The sequence below is a fragment of the Nitritalea halalkaliphila LW7 genome, from assembly GCF_000265075.1.
GTDB lineage: Bacteria > Bacteroidota > Bacteroidia > Cytophagales > Cyclobacteriaceae > Nitritalea > Nitritalea halalkaliphila.
Window position 1 is genome coordinate 36,319 of sequence record NZ_AJYA01000039.1, and the last position, 13,264, is coordinate 49,582.

The window sequence follows — 13,264 nt, forward strand, 5'->3', positions numbered from 1 at the left end:
TTGCAGCATGAATTATTTATCCATATCCGGTCTCACGAAATCCTTCGGCGAGCGGGTACTATTCGATTCCATCGCCTTCGGTTTAGACCAGGGACAGAAGGCTGCCCTCGTCGGGCAAAACGGTGCCGGTAAGTCCACGCTCATGAAAATTATTATGGGTTTAGAGCTTGCCGATAAGGGAGAGGTGGTGATCAATTCTGGGATTCGCGTGGCCTACGTGCACCAGAACCCGACCTTTGCCGCAGGCATGAGCATCTACGATACGATTTTCGACTCGGGAGAGAATGAGGCCCTCGCAGTCGTCAAAGCGTATCAAAAAGCTACCCTAGAGGCAGAAAATGGTCGCGCAGATGAAAAGCTGCTGCAGACACTTTTTGATCGTATGGACAGCCTACAAGCATGGGATTTCGATTACCAAATAAAAGAGATTTTAGGCAAACTCGGTCTGCATGATACGGATGTGCCGGTAGAAAAGCTCTCAGGGGGCCAGCGGAAACGTGTCGCACTGGCACGCGCCCTGCTCGCCCAGCCGGATCTATTGCTACTGGATGAACCGACGAACCATCTTGACCTAGAGACGATCGAATGGCTGGAAGAATACCTTTCGACAGCGAATTTAAGCTTGTTTATGGTGACCCACGACCGCTATTTTCTCGATCGAGTGACGAATATGATTTTCGAGCTGGATGATCGACAGCTTTTTAAATATAATGGCAACTATGGCTATTTCTTAGAGAAAAAGGCACAGCGAAAGGAGCAGGAGGCGACGGAGCAGGAAAAGGCCAAGAGCCTCTACAAGAAGGAGCTGGACTGGATTCGTCGCCAGCCGAAAGCGCGTGGTACTAAAGCGAAATACCGCGTGGATGCCTTCGAGCAAACCAAGGAAAAAGCCTTTAAAAAGACAGAAGAGCGTGAGCTTAGCTTGGGCCTGACCACGCAGCGCCTCGGGAGCAAAATCTTGGAGCTGGATAAGGTGGTCAAGCAGTATGGGGATAAAAAATTAATCGATGGCTTTTCCTACACCTTTAAAAAAGGCGATAAGGTAGGCATCGTAGGGCCGAATGGAGTAGGAAAAACGACCTTTCTGTCGCTGCTGACCGGTCTGATCGAAGCTGACCAAGGGGCTGTCACGAAGGGGCAGACCACCGTTTTTGGCTATTACCGCCAAGAGGAGGATCGCTTCGACGAATCGAAAATACTTATCGATACCGTGAAGGAGGTGGCGGAAGTGGTCACCGTAGCGGGTGGGGCCACCATCACCGTGTCCCAGTTCTTAAACCGCTTTGGTTTCCCTCCTAAGCAGCAGCATACGCCGATCGCTAAGCTGAGTGGAGGAGAGCGCCGCCGCTTACAGCTGCTCCTCGTCCTGATCACGAATCCTAATTTCCTGATTCTCGATGAGCCGACAAACGACCTGGATATCGATACCTTAAATACGCTGGAGAGCTTCTTGGATGATTTCCCGGGCTGTCTACTCATCGTCTCGCACGATCGTTACTTCATGGACCGGCTGGTAGACCACCTGTTCGTTTTCGAGGGGAACGGTTTTATCCGGGATTTCCCAGGTAATTACACCGACCTGCGCGAAGAAGAACGCGAGCGTAAGGAAGAAGCGGCTCGCCTGCAGCGGGAGCAGAAGCGCGAGGCGCAAAAAGAAGCCAGCACTCCCGCACCCGTGGCAGCCCCTGTCTCGGAGAGCACCTCTGTCAGGAAGGCCACTTTTAAGGAGAAACAGGAGTTTGAAGCTATTTCTCAGGAGTTGGAAGAGCTGCAGGCAGAAAAAGAAACGTTGATCGCACAAATTTCCGCAGGCACGGAGGATCATGAGCGCCTTTTAGCATGGTCGGGCAGGCTGCAGGAAGTGGACGAACGACTCGACGCCCTTGAGCTTCGCTGGCTAGAGCTGAGTGAGCTTGCTGGATTGTAAGGCAGGTATGTGGTGCCTGTAAGGAGGTGAGAATCCTGGGGAGTAACGCTGCGCTACTTGCTGACAATTTTTGCCCTGGTTACAGCACGAAAAAGTCCCCTATCATTAAATCGTTAGGGGACTTTTCGTAAAGGTGCTTTGGCCCAGCGGGCCAAAGTTATGTGAGCACTTAACGCGTAAAGTTTAGCGTGAGGGTAAAAGTTTCTACCTGCAGTTCTTGAGGGATAAGTGCACCGATGTCAGAAGAGCTTTCTAAAACCAGACGATTCGGTGTCAGCGTACGGATGGTCGCTTCTATCGTGAGGCCTTCGCTGCTTATGGTGAGCACTTCACCTTCACGCATCAGCGTGCCGGAAAGTAATTCTTCCCCATCGAATAGAAGGGTTTGGCGTGGAGCTTCTTGCCCGCCGGTGGAGAGGACTGCTTCCATTTCGAAGCCTCCTGTGCTGCTGACCGTTTCCAAGATTTCATCGAAACGGACGATGAGGTCTGTGCTTACGGTCTCCCCTTCCAAGCGTGCGTTTATGGGGAATACACCCACATTTACTCGTCCATCCGCTTGAAAGCTGGCATCTTCTAAGGTCCAGCTTCCATCGAGAAGAGAAACTCTGGGTTCATCATCGGTACCACAGCTCATTAAGAGCAGTGCGGGCACAAGGAAGACTAAAAGTAGTTTTTTCATAATTAGCTTTAATTTTCTAAGCAAATGTACGAATTATTCACTTATGTTCTCATCAGGAAGAATTTCTATATCTTCGATGAGAACTTTTTTAGCGATCTGCTGGCCTGTCAGCGTGGCTGCGAGTCCTCCCAGGGCTGTTTCTTTGTATTTACTTTCCATGCTGGCGCCGATTTCGCCCATGGCTTCCACGCACTCGTCTACTGGGATCACGCCACTTACGCGGGCGAGGGCGATCTGGGCGGAGCTGTTCGCGATAGCTGCAGCACTGGCATTACGTACGACACAGGGTACTTCGACCAGTCCAGCCACGGGGTCACAAACCAGGCCGAGCATGCACTGTATCGTGATGGCTACAGCATTAAACACCTGGTCGATATCACCACCGAGGGCATGAACCATACCGCCTGCCGCCATCGCTGCAGCTGAGCCCGTTTCCGCTTGGCAACCGCCCACAGCGCCTGCCAGACTGGCCTTTCGCTCGATGATCAGGGCTATTCCAGCTCCTACTAAAAGGCTCTCCACGATACATTCGTCGGAAAGACCATGAATTTCCTGTAGTGTATATAGCGTGCCGGGAAGTATGCCGGAGGCGCCCGCCGTAGGTGCTGCCACGACACGTCCCATGCACGAGTTCACTTCCTTCGCTGCCAGTGCGCGAGCGATAAGTTTTTGGAATTCAGGGGAGAGGACCGCCACAGGATGCTGGTACACCTTTTTGGCTCCGTTTTGGATCATGCTGATCGGGACTGCATGTCTTCTTTTAGGCCCGTGTCCACAGCCTCTCGCATGACTTGATAGGCCGTTAAAAGTCCGGAGTAGATGGCGTCTCGCGTGGTGTTACGCTGGTGTATCTCGTAGCTGATGACGGCTTCAAACAAGGGGATGTTCGCGGCCTCACAGTGGCGCTGCCACCCGCTGAAGCTGTCAAATAAAAACTTGGTCATGGAATAGATGGGTTTATATGGGAACAAAGTTCGTAAAAAAACAGATAATCCATGCTTCTAGTTCTTTCTTCTCAGTAACTATATGAAAACGGCCACCGCTCTGGGAGGGTGGCCGTATCCGTTCACGGTGCTGGGTACACGGGTTACGGATTAATTGGAAGTATTTAAGCGCAATACGTTAGTAACGCGTGCTTTAAATAAGATAGGTTCGAACGGTCGGGCTGTGGCCGGTATGGCGCCCTGACGGATGAGGTCCCGGCGAATTTGTCTTGGGAAGACTTGTACGCCCTCATTGCCGTAGGCCAAAATAGACGGCACAATAACTTCCATTCGCATATCGTCTACGGCCGCTGTGAAAATCTGTGGAATAAATGCAAACTGGTTTTCAGCACCTACCTCGATGGTCGGCGCCTGGCTGCCGGAAGCGCTGGCAAAGGCGCTCGTCTCATCCAGTTGCAGCATTTCGAATTCGAAGGTGACCAGATCGCCTGGAGTCAACTTATGCTCTTCTAAGGCCTCTTCTGAAACGGAGGTCCAGATCCAAAGGTCCTGCGTGGGGCTTACACGTCGAAATCGTTCTTCCAGGCCATTTTCTTCTTTGTAGGCTTGAATGCTCTGCGCTTCGAGGAGCTCCAAGCTGTCGTCATCTAAGATAAACTCCCAGCGCACACGAATGACCAAGTTAGAAGAGGGCTGTATGAGCTGCTCATAGCTGTAGTCTCTGTAAGCTAAAAAGGAGGGGACGTAGAGGGTAAACTCTTCGCCTTCACGCGCTAGGCCTGCGGCCAAATTAATGACTAGCGGTATGAGGCGATCTTCACCATGCTGGAACACACTCAGCGGCGCTTCTGGACCCCAGCGATCATCGATAAGCTGTCCCTCTGTCGTACGAATTTCGTAGCGGATGGCCACTTTATTTCTGTTTTGGATCTGGCGGCCAGTCGGGTTACTGACTTCTTTTACCCAGAAAAATCCTAGTTGGCTGGATTCTGCCTGAATGTTGTTTTGGTCGAGAAAGGCGCGCAGCCGTTCGTTATCCCGCTCGGCCATGCGATCTGCATCAGAAAGCCCCTGTTCGAGGCAGGCATTTAAACTAAAGAGGATCGCCAGCGCTAATCCCAAAATGGAGTACTTACGCATGTTACTTGAATTGATAAGAAATTCGCACATTCACACCGGTTAGGGTGAAAGCCTGATCGAGGAATGTTTGATTATTAAGTGAAAATTTATAAAATGGCTCGATCATAAACAAGGTATTTTTTCCTAGGTCCTGTTCGTAACCCATCGCGAGCTGTATGAATTGACCATTTCCGCGCCTGAGTCAGTATCTGGGCTGAAGGTATTCGTGAACGTCTCGCTCATGCTGCTGGCTTCGACTCCTTGCGCATTAAAGTTAGGCACCGCAAAGGTGGCGGTAGCCTGCTGGTTCGCATACATCATGTGGGAAACCCCACCTGCGATAAAAAAGCCGCCCTCTCTCCTGTCGAGCACCTTATACCGCATGTTTATGGGAATTTCGATCTGCGCGAACTGAAGGGAGGTTCCCTGAGGTACGGCCACACGCATCAGGCATTCGGCTGTGCAAAACCTCTGTCCCCGGAAGCTGGCTGTGTGGCCATGGCCACCCGCTGTTCGACAGCAGGTCCTGCTGGCTGAAACTCTTGCCGTGCTAAGCTAAGCCCTACATCCACCTGCATGCGTTTACCGATTTGAACCCCTCCATGAATGCCCGCCCCAAAGGCCAAGGGAGAAGATTGATTCGCTACTGCTTGTGGACTAAGGAGCAGGCCGATATGGAAAGCTCGAGGCGCTCGATCCTCAGAAGGGTTTTCCAGACGTTCAGCTAGCGTAACGCTCAGCTGTTCAGGCTCTCGCGGAGCGGATGTCGCACTGATGTTCGGGAGGACGACTGCACCTGCTCCGCTGCTTGGCTTTTCCACAGGTGGCAAAATCCAGTTAGGAGTGGCGGTAGATGTAGTGGCTAATGTGACCTCACGAAGGTCTTTTAGGGTGGGGAGTCCATCCGTGGTAGCCACTGGTTTAGGTGTTCCTTCCGTGTTTTCCGGCGTCTGCTTTGCCGCCTGCGGCAAAGTCTGTGCGAGGACTTCCCTCTGAGCAGAAATTACTGCTACCGAAGAAGCCCCTTCTGGCTCTGGGGAAGGGGTGCTCGCCCTACCATCCAGCTCCTCTATGTCTTTCGGCTCGGGCCGGATGGGAGAAACAGAAAAAGAGCGACTCGCCAGCGACAGGCTATCGGCACCTCCACTAGAACTTAACAGCTGCGGATCTGCTGGCATCCACCAGGTGGAAAGGCCGAAAAACCCAAAAAGGAACAGTGCCGCCGCCCCCGCAAAACCCGCAAAAAAGTATTTCCACTTCCGCGCTATCAAAGGGCCTCCCTGCCACTTCCGCCGCGCAAAGTCCTCCCAAGCCCCCGGAGTGTAGCCGGTATCCAAGCCCTCGAGCTCCGCGCGCATTTTATCCGCTAGTCGTTTATCGAACCGCTCCTTCATTCTTCTCCGCATTTAATTGAAGCACTTTTTCTCGTAATTTTTGTTTGGCGCGTGCCAAGTACGTTCTCGATGAGCTGGAGGGGATTTCCAGGGTGTCCGCGATTTCATTATGCGAATATCCCTCGATTTCGTACATGTTAAAGACGATACGCAGGAGCTCAGGAAGGCCGCGTAAAAGCTGCATCAAATCCTCTACCGAGAGGGCATCTAAGACCCCAGGATCTAAGGTTTCAGAATGCGCCTTTTCGATGTCCATCACGGCGAAATACTTGATGCTTCGCCGGTAATAATCGATAGAAGTATTAATAACGATGCGCCGCAGCCACGCTTTAAATGACTGCTGCGGGGCATACGTGTCCAGTTTGTCGAACACCTTCATGAAGCTGTCATTTACGATTTCACCCGCCTCTTCTTTGACATTAGCGTAGCGCAGCGCGATGCCCATAGCATACCCATAGTAATGCTTATACAGCTGCTCGAATGCCTTCTTATCGCCGTCTTGGGCGCGCTTCACGTAATCGTGTTCCAAACTATACTGGGTTCCTTGGTCCTTACTTACCCTGAACGCAGGCGCAAGTAAAAGTGCTACAGTCGTGGAGTATTAAAAGTGAAACGTGACCTCCTGCTTCAGGGCAGGGTCTAAGCTAAGGGCCACCGGGCAGGTCTTGGCCGCACGCTTTAACTTGTCTATAAATTTCGCGTCGAGGTCGGCGGCCTCCGGCCAAAAAATGTTCAGGCGAATCTCTGCTATGCGACGCGGGTCTGAGGCCATCACTTTTTCTACCTCCCAGTGCATACCGTCTAACTGCACCCCATCCCGCTCAGCGACGATGCCCATAATCGTGACCATACAGCTTCCCAGGGCCGCTGCTACTAAATCCGTCGGGCTAAAGGCCTCTCCACGACCGTGGTTATCCACCGGAGCATCTGTAAGTACTTTGCTTCCAGAGGCTACATGCTCCATCTCTGTGCGTAATTTACCTAGGTAAGAACTTTTTACTGTTGGCATAAAACTTCTTTTTTTCGTTGTAGTTTAGTAACTTATAAGCGAATTTAGCGTTTTCTTAGCGTATATCTCCATGAACATAAAATTCTTTCCATATCTCCCCGTATGCCTGAGTGCGATACTCTTGTTTTTCTTCGCTACGGCGGGACTAGCGCAGCGTGATGATGCAGGAGATTACGAATACGATCGTGAAGTTTTCGTCGGAGTAAATAAAAATACAAACGGGGGACTCATTGGCGGAATTTCCGGAAAGATGGGTACACGCATAAACGATGAGCTTTTCCAGTTTTATGGCTTAGACTTAATGAATGTCCGCCATCCTAAGGAGGTGCGCTATAATACCATCTTAGGTAATTCCTATGTTTTCGGTAAACAAAATCACCTGTACAGCATTCGCCCCTATTACGGTAGGGAACTTATTTTGTTTAAAAAAGCTGCCCAGCAGGGGGTGCAAGTTTCGGCACTAGTGGCAGCAGGACCTTCACTCGGGATTATAGCTCCCTACATCATCGAATATTCGATCAGTAGAACGGAGACGGTACGTCAGCAGTACGATCCCGAGATTCATCAGAGCCGCTTTAATATATTGGGAACAGGTCGCGTTTTCGAAGGCCTAGGTGATTCCGAATTTGCCATCGGCGGAAATGCTAAAGCTGCACTTTTCTTTGAATTCGGATCTTTTCGCTCTAGTGTCATGGGAGTTGAACTCGGATACCAATTTGAGGGTTTCACTAGAGAGATTCCAATCATGGTAGGTGCCCAAAATCGCAGCATCTTCCATTCCGCTTATTTCACCTTCTATTACGGATTTAGGAAATAAGCCCTAATTGGCGTTTCTTTGTACTTCTATTCATTAAATCCCATGCCATGATAGAACTTCCAGTTGTATCCCAAGACGAAACCAAGCGAAAAAAACCCAACTGGTTACGGGTAAAACTACCAGTGGGGAAAGAATATGCCAAAGTAAGGAAATTAGTTGATGAGCATAAGCTACACACCATCTGTGAAAGTGGAAACTGCCCGAATATGGGCGAGTGCTGGGGAGCCGGCACGGCTACTTTCATGATTTTAGGGAATGTATGCACGCGCTCTTGTTCCTTCTGCGCCGTAGCTACCGGCAGGCCACCTGAGTATGATACTGATGAGCCGCGTCGTGTAGCTGAAGCCATTAAGCTAATGGGAGTGAAGCACGCAGTAATCACCTCTGTTAACAGAGATGAGCTTAAGGATAGAGGCGCCGAAATCTGGTATCAGACCGTTATAGAGACGAAAAAAGCTTCTCCGTCCACTACCATTGAGACCCTTATTCCTGATGTGAAAGGCAACTGGGACGCGCTCTATAGAATGATCAGTGGCGGGCAGGAAGTCGTTTCTCATAATATGGAAACAGTGAAGCGCTTGTACAGAAGGGTTCGGCCACAGGCCAAATACGAGCGCTCCCTAGAACAGATTAAGCTCACCAAAGCATATGGAAAGCGTACCAAGACGGGCATCATGCTGGGTCTAGGCGAGACGAAAGATGAAGTCTACGAAGCGATGGATCATCTAGCCGCTCACGGATGTGATATCCTAACCCTCGGGCAGTATCTGCAGCCCACCAAAATGCATATTGAAGTGGCTGAATTTATTCATCCGGACCTCTTTGATCACTATCGGGAAGAAGGCTTAAAGAGAGGACTTAAGTATGTAGAGTCAGGCCCACTTGTGCGGTCTTCTTACCATGCCGAGCGGCATGTAAACGTTTAAAAAAAAATTATCTAGCGATACAAAACCATAAAGGCTTCCTGATAGAGAAGCCTTTATGGTTTTTATACTGTTAAATTGGTCCGATTTACTTTTCTAGCAGCAAAAGGGAAGCGCAAGCTGGCGCATCTACTATACTTGCTGTGATACGCTTAGGCGTAGTTAAAGCTATCCACCTGTTCCATCACCCAGTCTTTATATTTATCGAGGCGATACTCTTTCCAGATTTCTTTCATCTTGGGCGCTCCATCGATCAGAAACTTAAAGGCAGTACTGGCTTTTGGCTTACTTAAGGCATTAAAAAGCTCATCTTGAAAGCCCTTATCTTTTACCTGACGTAGCACGAAGTCCTCCATCATTTTATGCTCCTGGGGAGCTTCCATCCGCACGAATTCCGCAAAATTATCCGGATCATCCTCTATCTCGTCTAATATATCCTCCTCCTCAGGTGTTAGATCATAGTTGAAGTAATCTTCATCATCTGGGAGGTGAAATATTTTTTTCTGGTCTACTTGGTAGAAGCAAACCATCCCCTTAATTAAGTGAGCCGCTATGGTCTCGACTTCATGGTTAGAAAGGCTTAACATTATAGTATGTGAAAGATAAATTTTAGGGAAAAATACAGGAAAGCAATTTAAATTCAAATCAATGCGTGAAATATTCTATCACTTTTACGAATGTTTCTGCATCTATTTCGTGTCCCCCTTGAAAAGTCAAGCGCTGAACTGGAAGGCCTGTCTCTTGGATAAAGGCTTCTTGTTTTGCTAGGGACTCGGGAGTCACCCATTCGTCCTGCTCTCCCAGAATGACGCAGAGTTTTTCGATTTTCCCTAGGCTTTCCTTAGCCTGCGCCACTTGTATATCAGCAGCGAAACCTGAGCCCCAGAGCGCCAGACCTGAAATGGGAAAAGGAGTCTGCGTCGCCCAGCGGCTTGCGGTAGCTGCGCCCTGTGAAAACCCAAGGACGTAGAGCTTCGGTGGCTGTGGGTAGGGGGAGAGTACCTTTTCTAGCAAGCTATTTAAGTAATTTGCGGTGTTCGCGATCGCCATCTCACGCTCGTAACGCGTCATCCAGTTGGCTCCGACGTGCCCCTGGAAACCTTTGATGTAGCTCAGGTTCGGCGCGTCAGGCAAGATAAATAAACGCTTATCGCTATCGAAGGCACTGAACTTGCGCCAGAAGTATTGGCCTAGCTGATGATAGCCATGCAGTAGCAGCCAAACTTCAGGATACTGCTGCTGAGGGTCTCGGCTGAAATGGACTGCAGATTGGCTGCTGTAGGTATGATAGGCTTTAATCAACTGTTCAGATCGTTAAAACGAAAGGGGAGTAGCTGGTCGATGCCGCTGGCTTTCAGGAGCTCACCCTTCGGTGTGTACATGATGATTTCAATGGGTTTACCGAATTTTATCTCGTATTCATTAATGGTCTGCCGGCATAAACCACAGGGTGTGACCGTCGCAAAGGCGGTATCGGCACGTCTTTTCGCTACGATTAAGATCTTTTGCGGTGCCTGATCTGGGAAGTTACTCATCGCATAGCTCAGTACTGCCCGCTCGGCACAAACCCCTACAGGAAAAGAGACATTCTCTTGATTATTTGCGACAAAAATTTCGCCATTCTCCAGTAAAAGCGCTGCACAAACCAAAAAGTCTGAATACGGTGCGTGGCTATTAGTTATTTGGGCTAGAGCCCGCTCGAGCAGCGTACGCTCCACAGGCTGTAACTCTTCTGGAGCTAAAACACGCAGCGAAACATTAAATTCTATTTTCTTACACATAGTACTACATACATTCCTTACATAGGTCTGCTAAAACAAAGAAAAGGAAAGAAATGTTAGAAACCCCAAAAAAACCGTTTAAGATTTTCGTATTGTCGTTTCTTTTCGTCATTTTCCCCGTATGAACGCAGTATAGACCCGATTAAACCTAAAATAACTTTATGCCTACCATTCTAATTATCGGTGCAGGGAAATCTTCTACGTATTTAATCCAGTATTTGTTGGATACGCTTCAGCCGAAAAGCCGTAAATTACTTTTAGCAGATTTAAATTTGGAGACAGCGCGAGAGAAGCTGGCTGGATATGCGGACGCAGAGGCTGTGGCCTTAGACCTGCAAGACGCCAGTGCACGGAAGCAACTCATTCAGCGGGCTGATGTCGTCATTTCCATGCTGCCTGCCGCGATGCATCCCTTGGTGGCGAAAGACTGTTTAGCCTTTGGGCGCCATTTTTTTACAGCTTCCTATGAAAGCGCGGAAATGCGGGAGTGGAAAAGCACCATAGAAGAAAAAAAGTTATTCTGGCTAAATGAAATGGGCTTGGACCCTGGCCTAGATCACCTCTCTGCGATGAAAATTATAGATGAAGCACGTGCCGAAGGAAATGAGATAATCGGCTTTAAAAGCTTCTGCGGAGGGTTAATTTGTCCAGAAAGCCCACAGAACCCTTGGAAGTATAAGTTTACATGGAATCCTCGTAATGTGGTGCTGGCTGGGCAGGGGACGTCGCGTTTTATCCGAAATGGCCGACTGAAGTATGTGCCATACCACATGCTTTTCCGCAGAACCGAGCCCGTGCATATCCCAGGCGCGGGAGACTTCGAAGCCTATCCGAATCGAGATTCTTTGAGCTATCGAAAAGTGTATGGCTTGGAAAATATCCCTACCCTTTTGCGTGGAACTTTGCGAAACAAGGGCTTCTGTCGCAGCTGGGACTTTTTCGTACAGCTCGGCATGACCGATGATTCTTTCATCATGGATCTTCCTGAGGACTTCACCTATCGACAGTTTACTAATACCTTTCTTCCCTTTCACGCCACGAAAACAGTGGAGGAAAAAATTTTGGAGCTGCTGCCTTTTGCCGATGAGGCACTCCTCGAGCAGGTACGTTGGTTAGGACTCTTAGCGCATACACCCATGAAGCAGCGAAAGGGCAGTCCCGCCATGCTCCTCCAGGGCGTCCTAGAGGAAAAATGGGCCCTGGGTCTGGACGACAAAGACATGATTGTCATGCAGCATCAGTTTATTTTGCAGCGGCCCGATGGAACGCGGCTCGAACGGCTGTCTAACCTCGTCGTGAAAGGGGAGACGCAGGAGCGTACCGCTATGGCCAAGACCGTCGGCCTCCCCCTTGCGATCGCCGTGGATCTTTTTCTCGACGGAAAAATTCCCCTCATAGGACTACATATTCCCGTTCAAAAGGAAATTTATCTTCCCGTGCTTGAAAAAATAGCGCAAGCGGGAATTACTTTCCAAGAAACCACGCGATTACTAGAGCCTGCTGCCCCCTGAGTGCCTGTTTCAGCGAGGGATTTACGAATCGGACGGGTCCCCATTTTCCTTTGGCCGGTAGGCCAAAGATGCCGCATCAGGGCGATAGCCTATAGAGGTGGAGGGCTCCAGTCCGCGGGCCGCTCGGTATTCGTGTTCGGAATTACACGGCAGTCGTCTGTTATGAGCGCAGGGGTGGCGCGCTCGGTTAAATGGGCTGCCTGTACATACACGTGGCGAGAAGATTCAGCACCAGCGATAAAATAGCCTAAGACTAACTCATTCGGATCCGTGAGGCTGACCATGTTCCCACGAATCATCGCGGGCGGCTGATCGAATACAGAGCCTGTGGTATTGAGTTGCTGCTCGACTAGGGTCAGAAAGCGGTGTGCAGAGGCGGAAATGCTGATTTGTTGCACACGTGCCCGATAGGTGTCTCGGAAGCGGAGGCCATTATCTGCGATAAATGCGATTTCTCGACTCGTGCTGAGGCCGTTAAAATCCGTGTCCGCACTGACGCGAAAAGGCTGGATGCGTGGGGTTTCGTCGAGATAACAGATCGAACAGCAGTCCTTAGGGGCGGGGCCGCGGGGATCTGTAGGGTGGTCCGGGGGAAGAGTGAAAAGTTCCGGGTTGGCCAGCACCACATGCGTGATGTCGGACAGGCGCCAGTAGTAAAAATTACGTGCTGCTGCTGGGTCATCGAAATGCGCGCGAAGTGCCACGCCCACGGCATCCTGTAGGCGATCCTGCGTAGGTACTCTTCGTGCACTGTAGCTGACGGACCTGAGCTCGGGCACTGCCTCTACGTGTTCGGGCAGGGAGGTGTACATGTTCCCATCGCTGGTTTCGATGATGAGCGTATAACTTTTACCTACTTCAGTGCGAAAGGTCTCGGGTGTTTCGTAAAGTCCCTGCGCCACCTCTGTGAGAAGCGTGAAGGTACCATCACTACTGCGAATAGCCACCGTCGCCTGAACCACTGGGCGTACGAGCCCTGAAAGATGCTTCCATACGTATCCGAGCGCGTCAGACGGATCTGATGCGCGCGTGCCGCTGTCGTGATGTAGCCTTCCACAGTCAGGAGGCGGCTACCCTCCTCCACCTCCACCTCAAAAGGATCTATGCAGCTCAGACAGCAAAATAAGAAGACGATTGTAAAGATGCGCTGTACCATG

15 protein-coding genes and 1 pseudogene are annotated in these 13,264 nt (G+C 50.2%); 4 read left to right on the forward strand and 12 right to left on the reverse strand.

Going from position 1 to position 13,264, the window contains the following annotated elements; genetic code table 11:
• Positions 1–7 precede the first annotated feature (7 nt).
• Positions 8–1,927 carry an ABC-F family ATP-binding cassette domain-containing protein gene (locus tag A3SI_RS12370; RefSeq protein ID WP_009056356.1) on the forward strand — a complete coding sequence of 640 codons (1,920 nt, stop codon included), beginning with the start codon at positions 8–10 and terminating at the stop codon, positions 1,925–1,927.
• Positions 1,928–2,096: 169 nt separating this feature from the next.
• Here A3SI_RS12370 and A3SI_RS12375 read toward each other — a convergent pair whose 3' ends face one another.
• The 7 genes and pseudogenes from A3SI_RS12375 to A3SI_RS12405 all read right to left on the reverse strand — a co-directional run bounded on the left by A3SI_RS12375 (position 2,097) and on the right by A3SI_RS12405 (position 7,075).
• Entirely contained in the window at positions 2,097–2,609 is a 513-nt protein-coding gene (locus A3SI_RS12375) for a hypothetical protein (RefSeq protein WP_009056358.1), read from the reverse strand.
• A gap of 33 nt (positions 2,610–2,642) precedes the next feature.
• A pseudogene (gene sdaAA / locus A3SI_RS12380) lies at positions 2,643–3,553 on the reverse strand (L-serine ammonia-lyase, iron-sulfur-dependent, subunit alpha).
• 150 nt (positions 3,554–3,703) lie between these two features.
• Positions 3,704–4,693 (reverse strand): FKBP-type peptidyl-prolyl cis-trans isomerase, encoded by a 990-nt coding sequence (locus tag A3SI_RS12385; protein WP_009056364.1) that lies wholly within the window; start codon positions 4,691–4,693, stop codon positions 3,704–3,706.
• Between the two features lie 123 nt (positions 4,694–4,816).
• Entirely contained in the window at positions 4,817–5,119 is a 303-nt protein-coding gene (locus A3SI_RS12390; protein WP_009056365.1) for a hypothetical protein, read from the reverse strand.
• Positions 5,119–6,066, reverse strand: coding sequence for a hypothetical protein (locus A3SI_RS12395; RefSeq protein WP_009056366.1), 948 nt, complete (start codon positions 6,064–6,066; stop codon positions 5,119–5,121). The genes A3SI_RS12390 and A3SI_RS12395 overlap by 1 nt, the downstream gene beginning before the upstream one ends.
• Entirely contained in the window at positions 6,047–6,595 is a 549-nt protein-coding gene (locus A3SI_RS12400) for an RNA polymerase sigma factor (RefSeq protein ID WP_040670862.1), read from the reverse strand. The genes A3SI_RS12395 and A3SI_RS12400 overlap by 20 nt, the downstream gene beginning before the upstream one ends.
• 72 nt (positions 6,596–6,667) lie before the next feature.
• Positions 6,668–7,075 carry an OsmC family protein gene (locus A3SI_RS12405; protein WP_009056371.1) on the reverse strand — a complete coding sequence of 136 codons (408 nt, stop codon included), beginning with the start codon at positions 7,073–7,075 and terminating at the stop codon, positions 6,668–6,670.
• A 70-nt stretch (positions 7,076–7,145) separates the two neighbouring features.
• On the opposite strand from A3SI_RS12405, the gene A3SI_RS12410 reads away from it, so the two are divergent.
• Together A3SI_RS12410 and lipA are read left to right on the forward strand one after the other, a co-directional pair.
• Positions 7,146–7,892 carry a hypothetical protein gene (locus A3SI_RS12410; protein ID WP_238531745.1) on the forward strand — a complete coding sequence of 249 codons (747 nt, stop codon included), beginning with the start codon at positions 7,146–7,148 and terminating at the stop codon, positions 7,890–7,892.
• Positions 7,893–7,939: 47 nt separating this feature from the next.
• Positions 7,940–8,818: a lipoyl synthase gene (gene lipA / locus A3SI_RS12415; protein WP_009056384.1), complete on the forward strand. Its 879-nt coding sequence runs from the start codon at positions 7,940–7,942 to the stop codon at positions 8,816–8,818.
• 149 nt (positions 8,819–8,967) lie between these two features.
• On the opposite strand, the gene A3SI_RS12420 is transcribed toward lipA, so the two are convergent.
• The 3 genes from A3SI_RS12420 to A3SI_RS12430 are packed head-to-tail and all read right to left on the reverse strand — an operon-like array spanning position 8,968 to position 10,596.
• Positions 8,968–9,402: a UPF0158 family protein gene (locus A3SI_RS12420; protein ID WP_009056386.1), complete on the reverse strand. Its 435-nt coding sequence runs from the start codon at positions 9,400–9,402 to the stop codon at positions 8,968–8,970.
• Positions 9,403–9,460: 58 nt separating this feature from the next.
• Entirely contained in the window at positions 9,461–10,117 is a 657-nt protein-coding gene (locus A3SI_RS12425) for an alpha/beta hydrolase (protein WP_009056387.1), read from the reverse strand.
• Positions 10,114–10,596: a cytidine deaminase gene (locus A3SI_RS12430; protein WP_009056388.1), complete on the reverse strand. Its 483-nt coding sequence runs from the start codon at positions 10,594–10,596 to the stop codon at positions 10,114–10,116. The genes A3SI_RS12425 and A3SI_RS12430 overlap by 4 nt, the downstream gene beginning before the upstream one ends.
• Before the next feature lie 161 nt (positions 10,597–10,757).
• Between A3SI_RS12430 and A3SI_RS12435 the strand changes: the two genes are divergently transcribed.
• Positions 10,758–12,107, forward strand: coding sequence for a saccharopine dehydrogenase C-terminal domain-containing protein (locus A3SI_RS12435; protein WP_009056389.1), 1,350 nt, complete (start codon positions 10,758–10,760; stop codon positions 12,105–12,107).
• An 89-nt stretch (positions 12,108–12,196) separates the two neighbouring features.
• On the opposite strand, the gene A3SI_RS12440 is transcribed toward A3SI_RS12435, so the two are convergent.
• Together A3SI_RS12440 and A3SI_RS20940 are read right to left on the reverse strand one after the other, a co-directional pair.
• The gene (locus A3SI_RS12440) at positions 12,197–13,069 is read right to left on the reverse strand and encodes a DUF4249 domain-containing protein (protein ID WP_009056390.1); all 873 of its coding nucleotides are present in this window, start codon (positions 13,067–13,069) and stop codon (positions 12,197–12,199) included.
• Positions 12,961–13,263, reverse strand: coding sequence for a DUF4249 domain-containing protein (locus tag A3SI_RS20940; protein ID WP_238531746.1), 303 nt, complete (start codon positions 13,261–13,263; stop codon positions 12,961–12,963). Before A3SI_RS20940 ends, A3SI_RS12440 begins: the two co-directional genes overlap by 109 nt.
• Position 13,264 lies beyond the last annotated feature (1 nt).

Bases quoted from the DNA above. Each gene is read 5' to 3' on its own strand.
- A3SI_RS12430 (WP_009056388.1), bottom strand. From the start codon at position 10,596: ATGTGTAAGAAAATAGAATTTAATGTTTCGCTGCGTGTTTTAGCTCCA.
- A3SI_RS12410 (WP_238531745.1), top strand. From the start codon at position 7,146: ATGAACATAAAATTCTTTCCATATCTCCCCGTATGCCTGAGTGCGATA.
- A3SI_RS12435 (WP_009056389.1), top strand. From the start codon at position 10,758: ATGCCTACCATTCTAATTATCGGTGCAGGGAAATCTTCTACGTATTTA.
- A3SI_RS12395 (WP_009056366.1), bottom strand. From the start codon at position 6,066: ATGAAGGAGCGGTTCGATAAACGACTAGCGGATAAAATGCGCGCGGAG.
- A3SI_RS12390 (WP_009056365.1), bottom strand. From the start codon at position 5,119: ATGCGTGTGGCCGTACCTCAGGGAACCTCCCTTCAGTTCGCGCAGATC.
- A3SI_RS20940 (WP_238531746.1), bottom strand. From the start codon at position 13,263: ATGGTACAGCGCATCTTTACAATCGTCTTCTTATTTTGCTGTCTGAGC.
- A3SI_RS12385 (WP_009056364.1), bottom strand. From the start codon at position 4,693: ATGCGTAAGTACTCCATTTTGGGATTAGCGCTGGCGATCCTCTTTAGT.
- lipA (WP_009056384.1), top strand. From the start codon at position 7,940: ATGATAGAACTTCCAGTTGTATCCCAAGACGAAACCAAGCGAAAAAAA.
- A3SI_RS12420 (WP_009056386.1), bottom strand. From the start codon at position 9,402: ATGTTAAGCCTTTCTAACCATGAAGTCGAGACCATAGCGGCTCACTTA.
- A3SI_RS12370 (WP_009056356.1), top strand. From the start codon at position 8: ATGAATTATTTATCCATATCCGGTCTCACGAAATCCTTCGGCGAGCGG.
- A3SI_RS12375 (WP_009056358.1), bottom strand. From the start codon at position 2,609: ATGAAAAAACTACTTTTAGTCTTCCTTGTGCCCGCACTGCTCTTAATG.
- A3SI_RS12405 (WP_009056371.1), bottom strand. From the start codon at position 7,075: ATGCCAACAGTAAAAAGTTCTTACCTAGGTAAATTACGCACAGAGATG.